Origin of the sequence: Symmachiella dynata (assembly GCF_007747995.1) — a bacterium.
Classification (GTDB): domain Bacteria; phylum Planctomycetota; class Planctomycetia; order Planctomycetales; family Planctomycetaceae; genus Symmachiella; species Symmachiella dynata.
Genome location: NZ_CP036276.1, coordinates 5121701 through 5138289, shown reverse-complemented (window position 1 = coordinate 5138289; position 16589 = coordinate 5121701). Strand labels below are relative to the sequence as shown.

14 protein-coding genes are annotated in these 16589 nt (G+C 55.3%); 3 read left to right on the top strand and 11 right to left on the bottom strand.

What is annotated here, in order from left to right:
* Window positions 1-32 precede the first annotated feature (32 nt).
* From Mal52_RS19505 to lepA, 5 genes are all read right to left on the bottom strand, one after another.
* Complete coding sequence (locus Mal52_RS19505) at window positions 33-2297, bottom strand: GH92 family glycosyl hydrolase (RefSeq protein WP_145378144.1); 2265 nt, start codon at window positions 2295-2297, stop codon at window positions 33-35.
* Window positions 2294-2821, bottom strand: a complete 528-nt coding sequence (locus Mal52_RS19500) for a SecDF P1 head subdomain-containing protein (protein WP_145378143.1) — start codon at window positions 2819-2821, stop codon at window positions 2294-2296. The genes Mal52_RS19505 and Mal52_RS19500 overlap by 4 nt, the downstream gene beginning before the upstream one ends.
* 238 nt (window positions 2822-3059) lie before the next feature.
* Entirely contained in the window at window positions 3060-4550 is a 1491-nt protein-coding gene (locus Mal52_RS19495; protein ID WP_197534337.1) for a DUF1570 domain-containing protein, read from the bottom strand.
* A 53-nt stretch (window positions 4551-4603) separates the two neighbouring features.
* Complete coding sequence (locus tag Mal52_RS19490; protein WP_197534336.1) at window positions 4604-7099, bottom strand: DUF1559 family PulG-like putative transporter; 2496 nt, start codon at window positions 7097-7099, stop codon at window positions 4604-4606.
* A 479-nt stretch (window positions 7100-7578) separates the two neighbouring features.
* Entirely contained in the window at window positions 7579-9375 is a 1797-nt protein-coding gene (gene lepA / locus Mal52_RS19485) for a translation elongation factor 4 (RefSeq protein WP_145378138.1), read from the bottom strand.
* Window positions 9376-9911: 536 nt separating this feature from the next.
* On the opposite strand from lepA, the gene Mal52_RS19480 reads away from it, so the two are divergent.
* The 3 genes from Mal52_RS19480 (at window position 9912) to Mal52_RS19470 (ending at window position 12280) form a co-directional block, all read left to right on the top strand.
* Window positions 9912-11033: a prenyltransferase/squalene oxidase repeat-containing protein gene (locus Mal52_RS19480; RefSeq protein ID WP_197534335.1), complete on the top strand. Its 1122-nt coding sequence runs from the start codon at window positions 9912-9914 to the stop codon at window positions 11031-11033.
* Window positions 11030-11896 carry a hypothetical protein gene (locus Mal52_RS19475; protein WP_145378136.1) on the top strand — a complete coding sequence of 289 codons (867 nt, stop codon included), beginning with the start codon at window positions 11030-11032 and terminating at the stop codon, window positions 11894-11896. The genes Mal52_RS19480 and Mal52_RS19475 overlap by 4 nt, the downstream gene beginning before the upstream one ends.
* Before the next feature lie 165 nt (window positions 11897-12061).
* Complete coding sequence (locus tag Mal52_RS19470; protein WP_145378134.1) at window positions 12062-12280, top strand: DUF542 domain-containing protein; 219 nt, start codon at window positions 12062-12064, stop codon at window positions 12278-12280.
* Between the two features lie 48 nt (window positions 12281-12328).
* Here Mal52_RS19470 and Mal52_RS19465 read toward each other — a convergent pair whose 3' ends face one another.
* From Mal52_RS19465 to Mal52_RS19440, 6 genes are all read right to left on the bottom strand, one after another.
* Entirely contained in the window at window positions 12329-13633 is a 1305-nt protein-coding gene (locus Mal52_RS19465; protein WP_197534334.1) for a hypothetical protein, read from the bottom strand.
* A 117-nt stretch (window positions 13634-13750) separates the two neighbouring features.
* Window positions 13751-14218: a DinB family protein gene (locus tag Mal52_RS19460; protein WP_145378132.1), complete on the bottom strand. Its 468-nt coding sequence runs from the start codon at window positions 14216-14218 to the stop codon at window positions 13751-13753.
* A gap of 10 nt (window positions 14219-14228) precedes the next feature.
* The gene (locus Mal52_RS19455; protein WP_197534333.1) at window positions 14229-14801 is read right to left on the bottom strand and encodes a c-type heme family protein; all 573 of its coding nucleotides are present in this window, start codon (window positions 14799-14801) and stop codon (window positions 14229-14231) included.
* Window positions 14798-15256, bottom strand: coding sequence for a PAS domain-containing protein (locus Mal52_RS19450; RefSeq protein ID WP_145378128.1), 459 nt, complete (start codon window positions 15254-15256; stop codon window positions 14798-14800). The genes Mal52_RS19455 and Mal52_RS19450 overlap by 4 nt, the downstream gene beginning before the upstream one ends.
* A 30-nt stretch (window positions 15257-15286) precedes the next feature.
* The gene (locus tag Mal52_RS19445) at window positions 15287-15832 is read right to left on the bottom strand and encodes a c-type heme family protein (protein WP_197534332.1); all 546 of its coding nucleotides are present in this window, start codon (window positions 15830-15832) and stop codon (window positions 15287-15289) included.
* A 104-nt stretch (window positions 15833-15936) separates the two neighbouring features.
* The gene (locus Mal52_RS19440; protein ID WP_145378124.1) at window positions 15937-16581 is read right to left on the bottom strand and encodes a c-type heme family protein; all 645 of its coding nucleotides are present in this window, start codon (window positions 16579-16581) and stop codon (window positions 15937-15939) included.
* Window positions 16582-16589: the final 8 nt, after the last annotated feature.

Here is a 16589-nt window from a genome sequence, read left to right as displayed (position 1 = left end):
TTCTTGCTTAATATACAGCCGCTGCGTTGTCCTTACGGTTTGTCGCTCATCACGAATTTCAACGTCCCCCCGTCCCCGATCTCATGATGCGCGATCCACCATCGGTCCAGAGGCTTGCCGTTGAGTTCCACACGTTTGACGTAGACACGATCCGGCGCGTAATTTTCGGCGATAATCTCCAATGGTTGATCGCCGATCTGCAAAACCGCCCGTTTCCAAAGCGGGCTGCCCAGTTCATAACGGTCGGTGCCGACAACAGGATAAAAACCGAGCGAACTCAATACATACCAAGCGGACAGCGTCCCGCCATCGTCGTTGCCATCAAGGCCATTGGGTCCGTTCCCGTGTTTGTGTTTCAGGATCCACCGCACCCATTTTTGCGTCAGATCGGGTCGCCCAGCGGCATTGAATAAGTAGACCGCATGGATGTCGGGCTGATTGCCTTGCCAATAATATCCATTGGGCAGCGCGCCGACCTGTGGGACCGATCCGGCAAAGAAGGCTTCCAGCTCTTGAACGAACTTTTCTTTACTGGAGAAAAGCGACGCCAACCCGGCGGCATCGTGCGAGACGGCCCACCGCCATTGCAGCGCGCTGCCTTCAGCATAGTCATCGGTGAATTTCCCGCCGATGTCGACATAGGTGAGCAACAACGGTCGCAGCGGCGTCGAAAACTCACCTTGGGTATCGCGTGGCTGGAAATATTCGGTTTCTGGATTCCACAAGTTGCGATAGTTTTGTCCGCGCTTGGCAAATAGAGCGGCGTCTTCGTCATGTCCCAACTCTGCCGCCAACCGCCCGATGGCGGCGTCGGTGCTGGCGTATTCCAATGTCTTAGCGACCGCTTTGCTCATCGTGTCCGAGGGGCAATAGCCATATTTCACATAGTCAGCGATCCCCCGCCGCCCGGAATACGCAGCTCCTTTCGGAGCAGGCTGTAACGCAGCTTTGCGCATCACACGGTAGGCGGTCTCTACATCAAAATCGCGAATGCCTTTGAGGTAGGCCTCCGCAATTGCGACTTCCGCCGGCGCGCCGAACATGGAGTTCGTGTATCCGGCACCCGACGGCCAGCGGGGGAGATTGCCCCCCTGTTCGGCCATTTTGACCAGTGAAACCAGCATATCCCGGTGCTGCTCAGGTGTGAGCAATGTATATAGCGGGTGCGTCGTGCGGAACGTATCCCACAGCGACATGTCGGTGTAATATTCGAACCCGTCGGTTTGGTGAACCTTTTTATCAAAACCGAGATACTGCCCGTTCACGTCGTTGAAAACCGTCGGCATGATCATCGTGTGGTACAGCGCTGTGTAAAATATCTCGCGATCCGCCGGGCTGCCTCCTTCAATTTGAACTTTGGAGAGCAGGGTGTTCCACTTGTTGGCGGCGGCGGTGCGGATGTCGTCGAAACGTTGCTGTGCCAATTCCTGGTCTAGGTTCTCGCGGGCGTTTTCGATGCTGACGTGCGAGAGCGCGACCGCTAGTTCGATGGTTTGTTGCTCTTTCGCTGCGGCAAAGGTGAATCCCGCGCCGATATCATCGCCGACGACCTCGGTCTGGTCGGTCGCAAGTTTCTCGCCGGACCAAGTCTCGACGCTTTCCCAGCTGCGGCGAAACCGCGCCACGAAATATACCTGCAGCCCGCCATAGCGTCCCGAGAAGGAGCCGAATGTCCGCGCAGTGCCGGTGATCTCATGGGCAGCAGGGAGCAGATGCAGTTCGCACGCCTCGCTGCGTCCACGCCCCAATGCGCTGCCAACATCTAGAGAAATTCGCGGAACGGTTCCGGCGGGAAATGTGTAGCGATGCAAGCCCACCCGCTGCGTCGCTGTCAATTCTGCTGTGACATCGATGGTCGGGAACTTCACCGAGTAATACCCCGGCGACGCTGATTCTTGATCGTGATCGAAAGGAAGTTGCGGATTGCGCAACAGGTTCTTTTCTGACTGGGCGACCACACCCGGCATCACGCGAAAGTGCCCCCCATCGACGGCTCCGGTGCCGCATAGTCGCGTGTGGCTGAATCCCAATATTGCGGGATCGTGATAAAAATAGCCCGACATATTCGTCGCCGTCGCCCCAAACGCCGAGACCGTATCGGGGCTCAACCGGACGACGCCAAACGGCATGTTGGCCCCGGGAGAATTATTGCCGCAAACGTAGCGATTGCCGCCGGTACTAATAAACGGGTCCACCAACTGAACAGGACTCGCTGGATCGGAATCGTCGGCACATACGGGGGGAATCAAGCAGAGCAACAGTGCCCCGAAGGCGAGTCGTTTTGTCAATATGTTCATTGCGGGAGTTGCTGAACCTTTCCGTTTAAGATGGCGACGATATATGCGGCATGTTCCTGAGATGTTGTGCTGATGATAAATCGGGAGCCAATTTCGGTTTCCAAGATAGGTAATGAAAACACCTGGCCACGAACGACTATAGCAACATTGCGAAAGAGTTCATTCAGATAGTCTGGGGCATTCGAACTCAACAATTCATGTGCCATTTGTGCCCCTGCGGCACTGATTTTGATTTCGACCTGCGGAAGACCGTCCCCATCGGGTCCACCAGAAAGCGTGGCTGTGCGGATATATTTTTCTGTCAGATCAAACTGGCTATGTACGACCAATACTTCTTTGCCGCCGTTTACTTCGCGAACAATGAAATCATCGGTTTCATCGATTTGCTGGCTGGCCAGACTGTTCGTCGCCACCTGAAGCCATTCGCCGACAATTTCGCCGTCTTTGAGGACAATCTCGCCAGGCGTCTCCTGGGCCAGGGCAATGAGCTCCAGATGGTCTGCTTCATTGGCGGCAATGCACATCGCAAACGTGCCGGGCGTCAAGGGGGCCGGTCGACTGCACCCGCAGAGCAGAAAAAATGTCATGGCCAAGAGGGCGTTGCGGCTGAGAATCATAATTTGGTTCCAGTCGCTCACGGAGAGAAACCGCAACGGACGGCTTTGCTCAACATTGAGGAGACGTTTGACAGCCGCTTTTGCAATGCAATCTCTGTCGACACCACAGCATGATCCCAAGGTTGGTTGGTTAGGACCGCGCGGGCTATTCGTCGTCTTCTTTTTCCTTCTCGGTGGCGATTTCGAAGTCGGTTTTCAGGCCGCGCATGTAGGCCCGCCATTCCATCGTCATCGTCTTGCGGTCCTCGCCAAAAGCTCGGTCAAAAATCTCTAACAGGACTTCGGGGTTGAGTGTGATGTCCGGTGGCATCTGCGCGAGCAGAGCATAGTATTTGACAAATTCTGGAAAGTGGTTTTCCATCAAAAAATGTGTCAACGCCCACGCTTGACCATAGGCGTGCAGTCGAGCATTGTGCGAACCGGCCAGCATAAAGATTTGGTCGGTGACGATAAAATCGATGTTGGAGTGATCCACATCCTCGGCGAGCGCACGGTACTTGTCCAAGCGGTCTTTATTCACAGCCCCCACGCCGCTCCAGGTCGCTTCGGCAGGGGCTTCAAAATAGGTGGCCAAACCTTCGTGCGCCCAATTGGGAATGCGGACGTGTCGCGGCAGCAAACCGGTGTTCCCTGCGAGTTGATGCGTTGCCTCATGGGTGACGACTTTGATGTCGGAACGCTCCTGAGCAGCGGAAAACATCACCTGCAAGGTGTTCGTATTGCGGACGATGGTTTTGGCGGCCCGGCTGCGAGTTCTCACGGCCTGTTCTTTTTGCTCTTGGAGCTTCTCCATCGATTCTTGCACCGCTTGGTATAACTCGTCGGTGGCATTGTCGTAGAACACGCTGACGTTCCGCGTGGGGTCCCAGAATCCAACCGCGCTGGCTAGTGCGGGGTTCAGTGACTTGGAGAAGTCCAGATAATCCTGGTTTTCCTTAAACAGCAGTACCTGCAAACGTTCCTGAGGGATGTCGATTTCAACCCCTTCGACGATGAACATGAAGAGGAATGTTTCGTAAACATCTTCCAGCAAGCGAAGACGTTCTTTGGCGCGGGGGGGGCGGCGGCGCGCGCCGGCGATTTTGAGCATTTCGCCGGCAGGATTCGTGTCATGCAGCAGGATGAAATGATTGCTGCGTTCGACATTGAAATTCGGCCGATTCAAAATGCGTCGCAGTCGCTCTTCTTCCTCATCCGATTCGGGCAAGGGAACGTCGATTTGTTCCTTGAGTGCTTTGGCACGCAGGGCGGCGGGATGGTCGGGGTCGATGTCCAATGTCTGCTCGATCCCCTGGTAGAATTGATGCAGCAACGCGTGTTTCAAAGCCCATTTGGCTGCTTCAAACAGCGCGTCGGCATCTTTGTTCGCACGGGCTTTGGCTGCCATGCGTCCAAAGAGGGTGGTGTTTGTGGGGACCTCATAAACTTCCGTGACATCGTTGTTGTCAAAGTACAGCGTCCCGAACTTGTGCGACAAACGGACGGTGCGGCCCTTTTGCACGCGGCCTTCCAGGACGATGGTGAGGTTCGAACCAGGAACGCGAACCTCCAGAAAGTCGGCTCGCACAGACGGCTGTGGCCATGACAGCAACAACAATGCAGTCGCAATCAAAATCAGTTGATGTCGCCGGAACATGCAGTTTTTCATTTCTGTTGTGGAGGCTCAAGTTTGTTGGTTGCGCTAACGGATTATTGACCACCAGATTTGAAGAAATCGATCACGCCTTGCAAGCGGTTTTCAGCAGCCGGTGCTGGAGTTGGCGTGGGTGCGGGAATCCCGGTTTGCAACGGCTGTCCGCTGGGAATATCCACCGTCTCGGCACCATGAATCGTACACATGGCGCGAAACACTGCCGGGTCGATGTTGGCCGAGATTTCGCGGCTGGAGCCGTCAGCGAAGAGAACAACGCTGCCGGGAGTTTTCAAACCAGGGGATTGGAATCCGCTCAGTTCGTCAAAGTAAGGTTCTCGCGCTCCGCGAATTGTGGCGCCCCCACCCTGTATCCAAGGACCGGCCAAGCGGCCCGAACCAATCAGCATGATGGTCTTGCTCGCGCCGTCGGTGATCTCACGCGGTTTTGCGATATCGTTATAGCCAAAGAATCCCGCGCGGGGATCGTTTCGACTCAACGCCGCTGCCACAACATTCGGTCCGTCTTCCACTCCCGACATCCCGACAAAATGCGTCAGTCCCAGTCCATTGTAGGGATAGCCTTGCCATTTGGCGGTGTCGGCGCCGGGGTTGAGGAATTCCGGAATCACCGTGCGGGCGATGCGATGATTCTCCGGATTCGTAATCCAACTCTTTTCGAAGTCCAATCCCCCATACAGTTCCGCATACCCCATATAGGGGAGCAGTTCGGTCATCCAGCTGTACCCACCGACAATGGGCATATCTTTGACCATCCGGACTCCGCGACGATTGCCGCCTGCTTGATTGCTCCAGAAATTCATCGATGCGGAAACCATTGCGAGGGTTCCAGGATGCAGTCCGCCACCATGCAGTGACCCACCGACCGCTTGTTGAGACGCTGCGGCGACGGAAATCATTGAGGGGGGCAGATCCATCGTGGCATCTACACGCAGAAAATTGTTTTCACGCGTCAATTCATATTCAAACGCAACATTGACAGTCTGGAATTGAATTCCAGGATCACTGTTCTGACGATTCGACGGCGGACGAATTCCAAAGCGACTTCTGCCGTCCCCATCATCCCGTTTATTACGCTCGTTGGCGCCATCTCGTCCAGCATTGTTATTTCTTGGTTGAGGCCCTTTGCGTCGACGCCCACTTCTACCATCCCCTTTGTCTTTATCTTTAGCCCAAAGGGGGCGTACTTGCGGAAGAGCCGGGGAGGGCACCGCAGTGGGGTGTTCCGCAGGACCGAATTCGTGAGGAAGTTGGCGCGGGGTATTACCGAGTTGTTTGCCGAGTTGCTTACCCAATATTCCCAGGGGGGTGGCATTGGCGTCGGCTCCCCGATGGCTCCCATCTTTTCCGGAATCGATCCATGCGACGTTGTAGGTCGCGGCCGTTTTTAATTTGTCCGGCAGAGAGTCCATCACGCTTCGCACACGGCGTTCCATTCGTACAGCCTGTTGGTCGTCCTGAAAAGCAAATCCAAGCGTAACAGCGATCGTGCCGTTTGATGGTTTGGTGGTGGCGGTAGTGCGCGGTCGGAGTCCCCCGGCAAATCCTTTGTTTTCCACCGCGTTCTTATTGCCCCGATCATTCTCATTGTCTTTATCTTTGTCTTTTGCCAAACCTCTCTCCAGGCCTCGCTCCAGTCTTCGTTCTTTTCCCTTTCCCTTGCCGCGTCGTCTCTCTTCCTCTTCTTCCTCCTCCTGCTCCCCACGACTGCGAAGACGCACATTGACCCCTTTCTTGGGGGCCCGCCCACCCGCACCATTCCTGGATCCCGGGAGCGATTTGGATGGAAAGACCAGTGCAAAACCAACAGGGGGGACATTCGCGTCGGAGTTCGCCGAGAATCCGCCAAAGCCATGGAACGCTAATTGTTGCAAATAGGCGTCAGCACCACCGGCCACCCAGTAGGCAGGCGATTCGGTATTCGCGGCAGCGAGTCCTAAAGTCACCGGCCCGTCGACTGGCTTTTTCAAAGCGGACTCCACCGTTTTGCGGCTTCCCAGCATGAGGACTTTTTCATCGACAAACGCTACCGCACTTTCAGCACCGTCCGGCGACGGTAACGCATGGAGTTCAATCCCGTCGATCTTGCCCAACGGTTCTCCGATTTGCAGCAAGCCCCTTAACTGGGCACGGTCGTACTGTTTGACCATTTTCGCACAGAGAGCCCCCTCTCTGGTTGCGGGGTTCGAGCCGACCCAAAATTCTTCAACATCCGCAAGTTGAAAACCGGACAACGCCAAAATCATTGTGGCTGGCCGAAATTCAGCGGCAAAATCAACACCCATTTTTTCGGAAATTCCCGGCAACGCATCGACCTTCGCGCCCATAGCAGCTGTCAGCGAGGGGGGGATGAGCGACGTCACCTCCACCGGCTCACGCGGGGGGGCTGGGGGGGCCGGTTTGGGTTTTGGCTTCGGTTTGGCAACGGCGACCGGTGCTTGTTGCGCTGGCGGCGCCGCCTCTTCTTCTTTTGCACAGCCAGGGAGCAAGACGCACAGCGAAACAAAATACACCAGCCAGAGTCGCTTGGTCATTACTTTCTCCGCGTTCGTGAATTTGGTTTCGGCTTGAATTGAGCGCATAACATCCGTGCCGTTTCTTATCAATGCGATGATCAGGCGGTCACCAAGCGGAAAGCACGAGCGCCGACACGAATCATCTGCGAGCCTTATTGTAATCAATCAGCAATCCGAAACGCGATCAACGCTGTTGTTTTTCGACTAAATAGACAGGTCGAACGCAATTGTCGAGTGTCCCATAGTTAATACGGGAAGTCAAGAATTTCCCCGCCCTTCTTAACGTGCGCCGCAGTTGCTTCCCCTTGTTTTTCGGGGGAAATGGCTATGTGTCGCACAGTGATTCACCCAGAGAGCTCCCGCCGTGAGCCAGCACCGGCAAGAGAAACCAGGGATCCAATGCCGTGGCGACCCGTTCAACCAATGTTACCCGGTTGCGGGCGTGCCCCGACCGTGCGAGTTGTTCCCCTTGTTTGCGTGCCGGACCGCCTTGTGCCCTAGTCGTTCTCGGCGCGAAGAACGGAGACGAACGCTTTTTGGGGAATATTGACGCTGCCGAACTGCTTCATCTTTGCCTTCCCCTTCTTCTGCTTTTCGAGCAGCTTCTTCTTGCGCGTCACGTCGCCACCATATAGCTTCTCGGTCACGTCCTTGCGAAACGGCGCGATTGTTGTTCGTGCAATGATTTCACCGCCAATGGCCCCCTGGACCGGAATCTTGAATTGGTGACGGGGAATTTCTTTGGCAAGTCGTTCGCAGTAGTGGAGTGCTCGCGGCCGTGCTTTTTCGCGATGCACCAGATAGGAAAGCGTGTCGACCGGTTCCTTGTTGATTAAAATATCGACTTTCACCACATCGGTGGTTCGATACTCGATCGGCTCGTAGTCAAATGATCCGTATCCGCGCGTGATCATTTTCAGCTTGCCGTAGAAATCGAACAGGACCTCGCCGAGCGGCATCACGCTGGTGACTTCGATGCGGCTGGCGGACAGATAGTTCATCGTCTGGCTTTCCGAGCGATGTTCCCTGCACAGTTCCATGACAGGACCGACGTACGTCTCGGGAGTCAGAATCGAAGCTTTGATGTAGGGTTCGCTGGCGGATTGGATCTTTGTCGGATGGGGCCAGTTACTCGGGTTGTCGACTTCGAGCGTTGTACCGTCCACCAATGTCAGGTTGTACTTCACCGAAGGAGCTGTGATGATCAGGCCGATGTCAAATTCTCGCCGCAAACGCTCTTGAATCACATCCAGATGCAGCAATCCGAGAAACCCGCAACGAAACCCGAAGCCCAGAGCCGCGGAGCTGTCCTTTTCATAGGTGAGTGCCGCGTCGTTGATCACGAGTTTATCCAGAGCTTTGGTCAGCTCCACGTAATCACCCGTGTCCATGGGATAGATGGACGAAAAGACAACCTGTCGCGCTTTTTGGTAGCCGGGAATGGCTTCTGCAGTCGGCCGGTCCTGCAGGGTGATTGTATCGCCGATCTCGATGTCCTGAACGCTTTTGACACCGGCGACGACATAACCGACTTCGCCGGCGCTGAGCTGTGGTTTGGGGTTGAGCTTGAACTGGTTGTAGCCCACCTCGTCGACCGTGAAATTGCGACCGGCGTGCATGAAGAGGATCGTATCCCGCGGCTTGAGGGTGCCTTCCAGCACGCGGACCTGCAGAATCACCCCGCGAAATTTATCGAACTGCGCGTCGAATACGAGTGCCTTGAGTGGCGCCTCCGGATCGCCTTGGGGAGGCGGTAACTTCTCGACGATCCCAATCATCACATCTTCAATGCCGAGGCCATTTTTGGCAGATATCGGGATCGCCTCGAACGGATCGAGTCCCAATTCCGCATCAATCGCTTCGCGCGCACGATCGGTGTCCGCCGAGGGAAGGTCGATTTTGTTGATCACCGGTAGCAAGGTCAGATCGTGCTCCAGCGCCAAGTAGAGGTTCGCAACCGTCTGCGCTTCCACTCCCTGCGACGCATCGACAATGATCAATGCTCCTTCGCAGGCCATCAATGACCGTCGGACTTCGTGCGAAAAGTCGACGTGGCCCGGCGTATCGATCAGATTTAACTGATAATCATTTCCATCCGGGGCCCGGTAATCGAGCGTAATCGTATTGCTTTTAATGGTGATGCCCCGTTCGCGCTCGATTTCCATCGAGTCGAGCATCTGTTCGTGCAGCTCACGTTGCGTAACGCCCCCACAGGTCTGAATCAGCCGGTCGGCCAATGTTGACTTGCCGTGGTCAATATGTGCAATGATGCAGAAATTTCGAATGTGTTTCATGGGCGTAGTTTTATCAGAAAGCGACGGTTACGACCAACGTCACGAGACCTCCGGAATCGCAGATTCAGGAGATTGGCGGCAGAACCGTGGCTACAGGTCCAAAATGGTTCGACATCCGGCCAAAAGCGGTGCCGGATGCTCAGAGTGGCTAGTGCTCTGTGAAACTTAAGATTTGGGGTACCACTGGCTTTGCCACTGTTTTCTAAGGACTTACGAGATTTGGTTTTGCACGGGCCAAGCTTGGGCACCCAACCCAGGAATCATTTCACCGAGAGGCACCCCGGCGAATAATTGGCCACCGGTGGCGAAAAATTCGCCAGGTTTCGGCGTCAAGTGGACAATCCCGCGGTGAATTCAACAACACGCGACTGGAACACTATTTGCATCGAATCTTGCGATGAATGATTTACTTCTCCCTACGTTTTTCACATGAGAAGCGGAGTCACTTTAAACCGGATTGCGGCAACGAAACGCTAAACGGTCGTTTGTGCTGTTCTCCCCCCCGAACCAAGCTGCTTTTCCAAGAGAGATCGACCATGATCATGAACATCCTATTGACGACCGCACTATTGGCCGCGCCGCCTGAGGCGGAAACGCTTTCGTCTCCAAGCTCCGTCGAAGCGCAACGAGCCGACATCGTCAAGAAAGGGCTGACTTTTCTCCGTGATAAAGGGCAGGATGCAGATGGGGCGATCTCGCCGCGAGTTGGCTCGGGAGTCACATCGCTCGCCATTACCGCTGGTCTGCGTAACGGGCTCAAGCTGAACGACCCACTCGTTACGCGGGGGCTTAAATACCTCGAAAGTAAAATCCAGACCGATGGCGGGATCTATGCCAGCGACCGGTTACGCAACTATGAGACGTGCGTAGCAATCATGGCGCTCGCAGAGGCGAATCGTGTTGCCGGTGACGGGCGGTACGACACGGCCTTGAAGAACGCGGAGCGGTTTGTTCGCGGACTGCAGATCGGCGCCGGCGATGGAATCGACAAGGCCGACCCGCATTTCGGCGGCGTCGGTTACAGCGGCAAGGAACGGCCGGATTTGTCCAACACCGCATTTTTGATCGAGGCGTTGCACGCGGTAGACACACCCTCCAATGATGTGGCCTTGCAGCGAGCACTGCTCTTCGTCTCCCGTTGCCAAAACCTCGAAGGAGAGGGGAACGACACGCAGTTTGCCGACAAAGTCAACGACGGGGGCTTCTACTATGTGATCCCCACTGAAAAGGTCGATCCCTCGACGTCGGAGCGGTACACACCCAACGGGGGGCTGCGGAGTTACGGTTCGATGACCTATGCCGGGTTCAAAAGCTTGGTTTACTCCGGCCTGACCAAGGATGACCCGCGGGCCAAGGCCGCCCTCAAATGGATTTCGCAACATTACTCGGTCAGTAAGAATCCGGGCCAAGGACGCGCCGGGCTGTTCTACTACTACAACACGCTGGGTTCCGCTCTCGAAGCCTCGGGATTGGATGTCATTACCACGCCCGATGGCGAGCAGACTTGGCGAACCGACCTAGTGCAGCAACTCGCCAAGTCGCAGCGTCCCGACGGGTCTTGGGTGAACGAGAACCGGCAGTGGTTTGAGAACGATCCAAGGCTGTGCACGGCGTTCGCATTGCTTTCGCTCGCGCATGCGAAGGGAGAATCGAAATGACGGCAGCCGGCAAAAGTCCGGTTGGTAACATCGCCATCAGTGAGGATTGGCCCCGTGGAGGGGAATACAGATCCACCGGGCGCCGTATCATCTGGTCATTGATCATGATCAACGCGATCGCATTGGTGACTCTGATTGGCTTGTTCTACTTTGACAGAAATGCTCCAGCCGACACGTCGCCCCTCTTGGGCAAACTCCGATGGTGGTCGCAGCCGTGGGGGGAGTATGTGCCGATCGTCGTGAGTAAGGCAGACTCGGCTGCGTCGCAAGGGGCCGCACAGTTTGGAAACCTGTTGGCGAGTCTCACGCTCGTCCTCGCAGCGGCCGCTGCCTATTGGGGGCGCGGCCGTGAGCGTTTTGCCCTTCCAGTCTTCGGATTGTTGCTGGCAATGGGATGGGGGTTGCTGGGCACGAACTGGGACGTCATCCGACTCCGCGGACAATCGGCCGAACTGGCACAGTATGCTGAGTCGGTCAGCGAGTTTGCACAGCAACTCAATGATGCGTGGCCCGACCAAGGGGGAGAGATCGCCGGTTTCGGCGCGTTTCTCGCTTATCCTTATGGCGAACCTCGGACCCTCCTGATGCTCGGTGATGCCCGCATTCCGAATACCACGCTGCGTGTGGCGGCCGTTGAACGGACACCCGGTCAGGCAATCCGCTTTCAACTGACCGGCGACACCCCCGATGTTTGGTTCGAGTGGCGCACTGCGGAGACTTCTCCGACTGCCTTTCTAGGTGGACTCCAGCAGATGCACACCCCCACAGCCGATTTGGAAATTGCTGCGAAGACCTACGTTGTCAGATACGCAATCACTGGCCCTGAAGGCGCAACAAGTGGAGAACGCGGTTCTACCAAATAGCCGCCGGCTAAAGTGTAACTGCTATACGGTCACGCTTACCGATTAGAACTAAAGCATTGGGCTGATGGCGATGCGTATGGTAAAATTCATCGCTGGCGGGGCCAGTGCAAACGTACGCCTCGTTCGAGTAGGGGAATTCATATCAGCGAGAGGCGCGATTTTTCGATGCAATGTGACCTGGAAACCAGCGTCCCCGATTGGGTGATCGAGTACCCGCAGTCGTTGGCAGTCTTTCAGAAATTGGGAATCGACTATTCCTGCGGCGGAATCTCGTTGGACTATGCCTGCCAACAAGCGGGACAGGAACCCAATTCGGTTTTGCAGCAACTGCGCCAAGTCATCATGGCGGACCGTGATGACGAAACCGGCGCATCATCGTCCTGATTCGGGACGTTCATTGGTCAGTAGAATCGCATGATCGCCGGGCTCGGGTTAGGGCTGCCACAAATCAGGTTTGGTCTCAGTCAAAATTTCGAGGATTGCTTGACGATCTTCGGCTGTGAGGTTTGAGAAATCGTCATTCGTGTCTTGAGCAGTGAGCACTTCCTTAAGCCGTCGGACGACGTATCGTTTTACGGGATCCGGGAGTTGGTCAAATGAAGCTGAGTAAATCAAATAGCTGCAGGGATACTTAAACATCCGGGTTTGCAGATCAAAGTCACGCAACGAACGTCCGCGACTATCCCGCGGACCCTGCTGGGAAAACTCAGCCGCAAATTCCGTCGTTCCTTTCACGGGCGCTGTGAGCTGGAATTCGTCAGCGAACAACAAATACCGCAGCAGCTTTTCGCCCGCCGCCGCGGTGCGACGTTTGGTGGCACCACTCTCGTATTCCGGCGGTCGATCCAGAGCGGCATTCATAATGCTGTCGGAATGTGCCGTGTAGCGGCTTTCAAAATTCGCGAGTGTGAGAAAGTTCTGCATTTGGGTTTGGTGTTCTAAAACCATCAAAGCGACAATATCGCTATGCGGCGTTAGATAAGGGGAGACATTAAATCGTCCGGAAAGATCCGTGACGTTTGCTCCCGCTTCTCGATCCAGTTCTTCCGGTTTTCGCTTATTCTCCGAGACGACATTTCCCATATGTCGCATCGTCCCATGCGTACCGGTGACGTACCAACCGCCCCAACGTTTTTCAAACGGGCTGCGATGGTCGATGTTGAACGTTCCAGAACCAAAATGGGGTTGTCCGCCCGCATCCACAAAGGCCGATCGAACCAGGCCGCCCGGCACGCCCTGAGTGCGCGACGACGCATGACAGATAATGCATTGGCCTTGATCACGTACGAATTGCGGCGGCTCGTCCAGGTCCTGGGAGAGTGTATAAAACACTTCTCCTAGTTGTGGATCAGTCGTCATCACTTCTAAGACATCGCCACCTTGCACCCAGCCGATATACGATTCGTCGTTGAAATACAGCGCGCGGGGGTGTCTCGGCGAGATGCGCCGCAACTGAAAGCTGGTTTTTGATTTCACCAACACCTGCGACGCAGGCGAAATGTCCAACAACTTCAACACAGCTGGCAAATAGCCCCGCTGTTCATCGAATTCAAGCCGGACTTGTCCCGCATCGAGTTTGGACTGCAATTCGCTGATAGGGTTCTCGGTGGGAGCGTCGCCATAATTGATCGGCGCTTTCTCGAATTCCAACTGCGCCAACGCATTCGCATTGAGGCCGAACAAAATCGCCGTTGCGATGCCCCACACGACAACTGTTTGCCCGAGATATCGAGGCACAGGGGTGGGGACGTTCACATTGTTTCTAATGAGGCAGTTCATGATGCAATGGCTTTACAGAGAGCAAGGCGAATCGTTACCGCCGATGCCTGGTTGCATCGGCGCCGCGATTGCAGGTTACAATTTCAGCGCCTTTTGCTTTTCTTTGATAAAGTGAAGATGATGCGGAATGTGTTCGGTGATGCCTTCCAATAATAAGCCTAGTGAAACCTGACCGTTTTCGGAATGAATTCCCTCGCGGCGAAAATCTTTGGAACTTAATGTCCGCAAGATCCGCGCCATCTGGCCCCGCACGGATTCAATCAGCTGGATTTCATCACCGACTTCGCGCTGGCCATAGGCCAAATGGGCTGCAAACGTGTCAGGATCTCCGCCGAAAAACGTCGGCTCGCTCTCGGCGATGACCCGTTTCATTCGGTCGGCATAAACGGTTTCGAAGTCGGCAATGTGGCAGATGACTTGCCGTGTCGACCATTTTCCAGGAATCGGCACCGCATCGAGTTGCTCGGTCGTCATTCCCGCCACGGTCTCCCGCAATATCTCCGGAGCTGAGGCGTATTCATTGAGTAGATTGGTGTAGAGCATTTCCAACTCCTCATTCTGGTTTTTTCAACGGCATGCTAATGACCAGTCCGGCCGTGCGGTCTTTGGTGTCGGTTCGGTTCGGGACGTGACACTTCAGGCACCGCGACGCCAAGCGAATCGTGCCGGCATATCGAAACGTATTCCCCTCAGTGGCTTCGAACTCTTTTTTACCATCGGCCAGAGCGGCGACCGCGTTTCTTTCGAATGCGTCGGCCGGTTTGTGATCGACGTTCATTACGCCTCCGTTGACCACCAGCCATTTCAGCGTAACGTGATGACCGCGTGCCAACTCCAAGAAGACATCCTCCAGCGACTGGGAGGGGATCATCACACTATCATCTTCCAGGAAAAAATCGCGATGCACCACCTGCAATGCTCCATGAATCGTTTCATGTAACAGCCGCGCGCGACCGCGGGCCTCAAGGACGGTCGTCGGTAAATCGTCCTGGGCTTGTTTGTTGTCGCCCGCTTCATCCGCTGCAATGATGCGACTTGTCGGCGATCCAAATCGACCCGGCGATAGCACCACGGCGCCTGGCAGGACCGCTGCCAACAACAGTATGATATTTAGTTTTCTATTCACGGTACGTTTGAGCTGCTTCCTAGGGTTTTGGCCAGACGCGTTTCGCAATCCTTGAGCTGTTCGCGAAGTGCCCGCGTTTGGTTCCATGATTCGGTTTCATCACGCACGACAGCCACGATCATGTCAACATCCTTCTCCGCCGAAAAGAGTAGCGTCACGGTAAACGCTACGGAAAGAACGTGTCCCTGCTTATGCAGAGCCGGGACACGCAAGACGTCGTGCCCATATCGTGTCGTTCCACTCGACATAACCTGCCGGTAACCCTCCCCATGCCGGTGGCGAAAGCGCTCGGGGATGATAAGGTCCAATGTTTCCCCCAGCGCCTCGCCTGCCGTAAAACCGAAAATTCGTTCAGCGGCGGGATTCCATAAGGCGATCACACCATCCGGGTCGGCGGCAATCATCGCATCGCCCGCCGCATGAACAAATGTCTTGAATTCGATCGTTCGATTCATGGTTCCGCTTTGTCGCTCAACAATTCGGGGTTACTCGATTGGCAGGGTATAACTAATCGCGCCGATCGGTTCGCCTTTTTTCACATCCGCATAATGTCCATGGCACATCACACACCGCTCCATCACCACCGGCACCGGTGTCAGAGTCCGTAATTGATGTTTGCCGTCGACGGTGACCACTTGCTCATGAATCTTAGCGCCGGCTTTCAGCCGCTTGATACCTTCACGCTCGAAATCGTCATTCGCGACATTCTTTTCTTCGTACGGCTCGCCTGTGGCGTCGATCAGTCGCACCTTGTGGGAACCTGAATCCGAGATGTTTTTAAACAACAGCACTGCCGCGCTTCCCGCGGCGAAATCGTCCTCGTCGTGAACGTACTTGTCGGTGATCAACACAATCGTTTGCTTATAGATGTTGTCCAACATCTGCACCGTCTTTTTGGACCGCTCCACAGCCGCTTTGTCCGGCCCTTTTTGTTCCGCGCCGTTCACCGCACTGCGGTTTCCGGTCAGAGCGATTGCGGCTACGGCAAGCAGCATAGCCCCACCAAATAGGATGGCGTACGTTTTTTGCATGTTTTTTCCGATCATCAAATTCTGGAGGTAAAAGGTTAAGAGTGACAACCAATGGCCATGAAGAGCAGTGAGCCCACCTGCATTTATCGTCGAAGCTTGGTCGATTATTGCTGACGCGGCGAGTCGCTCTGTGTCTTGGGGTGTTCCGGTTTCTGTTTGCTGAGCGGGACGCTGATGACCAATCCGGCAAATTTTGGGTCACCATTTGGTTTCTTGGCAAAGCCCGCATGGCACCCAATACATCCATCGTCGAGCGGGATGGCGCCGGCGCGGCGATAGAAACCCTCTTCGACAACATCCAGGTGTCCCTTGCCGGCAGAAATCGCTTGGGCCGCCCGCTTTTCAAAGTCGCTTTTGGGTTCGTGGTCGATGCTCATCGGCTCCATATTCACCGATATCCAGCGTGCTTCGACCTTCGATTTGTGCTGAATCGTCGAGAAAACATCCTGCAGAGCCCGGGCGGGAACTGCGGCTCGCGCTCCGTGAAAATAGCGTTCATGCAGCACTTCCAGTGTGGCTGCATAGACATCGTGCATGACCTCCGCACGATCGCGAGCAATCTCCAGTGACACCCCCCTCTTCGCGGCACTCCCGGCCGGTCGTGGCTGGGCGGTTTTGTCCGGCGCTGTCGCTTGCTCAGTGGTGGCCGCTTCGTCGGCCACAGCGGCGCGCGAGTGTCCCATTGTTGCCATTGCGATTGCTACAGAGGCAATCATGGCAATAACGGCCAATTCGGGAAGGTGCTTCATTTCAACTT

Excerpts from the sequence above, each read along its gene's own strand:
- Mal52_RS19505 (WP_145378144.1), bottom strand. The coding sequence starts at position 2,297 with ATGAACATATTGACAAAACGACTCGCCTTCGGGGCACTGTTGCTCTGC.
- Mal52_RS19500 (WP_145378143.1), bottom strand. The coding sequence starts at position 2,821 with ATGTGCATTGCCGCCAATGAAGCAGACCATCTGGAGCTCATTGCCCTG.
- Mal52_RS19495 (WP_197534337.1), bottom strand. The coding sequence starts at position 4,550 with ATGTTCCGGCGACATCAACTGATTTTGATTGCGACTGCATTGTTGTTG.
- Mal52_RS19490 (WP_197534336.1), bottom strand. The coding sequence starts at position 7,099 with ATGACCAAGCGACTCTGGCTGGTGTATTTTGTTTCGCTGTGCGTCTTG.
- lepA (WP_145378138.1), bottom strand. The coding sequence starts at position 9,375 with ATGAAACACATTCGAAATTTCTGCATCATTGCACATATTGACCACGGC.
- Mal52_RS19480 (WP_197534335.1), top strand. The coding sequence starts at position 9,912 with ATGATCATGAACATCCTATTGACGACCGCACTATTGGCCGCGCCGCCT.
- Mal52_RS19475 (WP_145378136.1), top strand. The coding sequence starts at position 11,030 with ATGACGGCAGCCGGCAAAAGTCCGGTTGGTAACATCGCCATCAGTGAG.
- Mal52_RS19470 (WP_145378134.1), top strand. The coding sequence starts at position 12,062 with ATGCAATGTGACCTGGAAACCAGCGTCCCCGATTGGGTGATCGAGTAC.
- Mal52_RS19460 (WP_145378132.1), bottom strand. The coding sequence starts at position 14,218 with ATGCTCTACACCAATCTACTCAATGAATACGCCTCAGCTCCGGAGATA.
- Mal52_RS19450 (WP_145378128.1), bottom strand. The coding sequence starts at position 15,256 with ATGAATCGAACGATCGAATTCAAGACATTTGTTCATGCGGCGGGCGAT.
- Mal52_RS19445 (WP_197534332.1), bottom strand. The coding sequence starts at position 15,832 with ATGCAAAAAACGTACGCCATCCTATTTGGTGGGGCTATGCTGCTTGCC.
- Mal52_RS19440 (WP_145378124.1), bottom strand. The coding sequence starts at position 16,581 with ATGAAGCACCTTCCCGAATTGGCCGTTATTGCCATGATTGCCTCTGTA.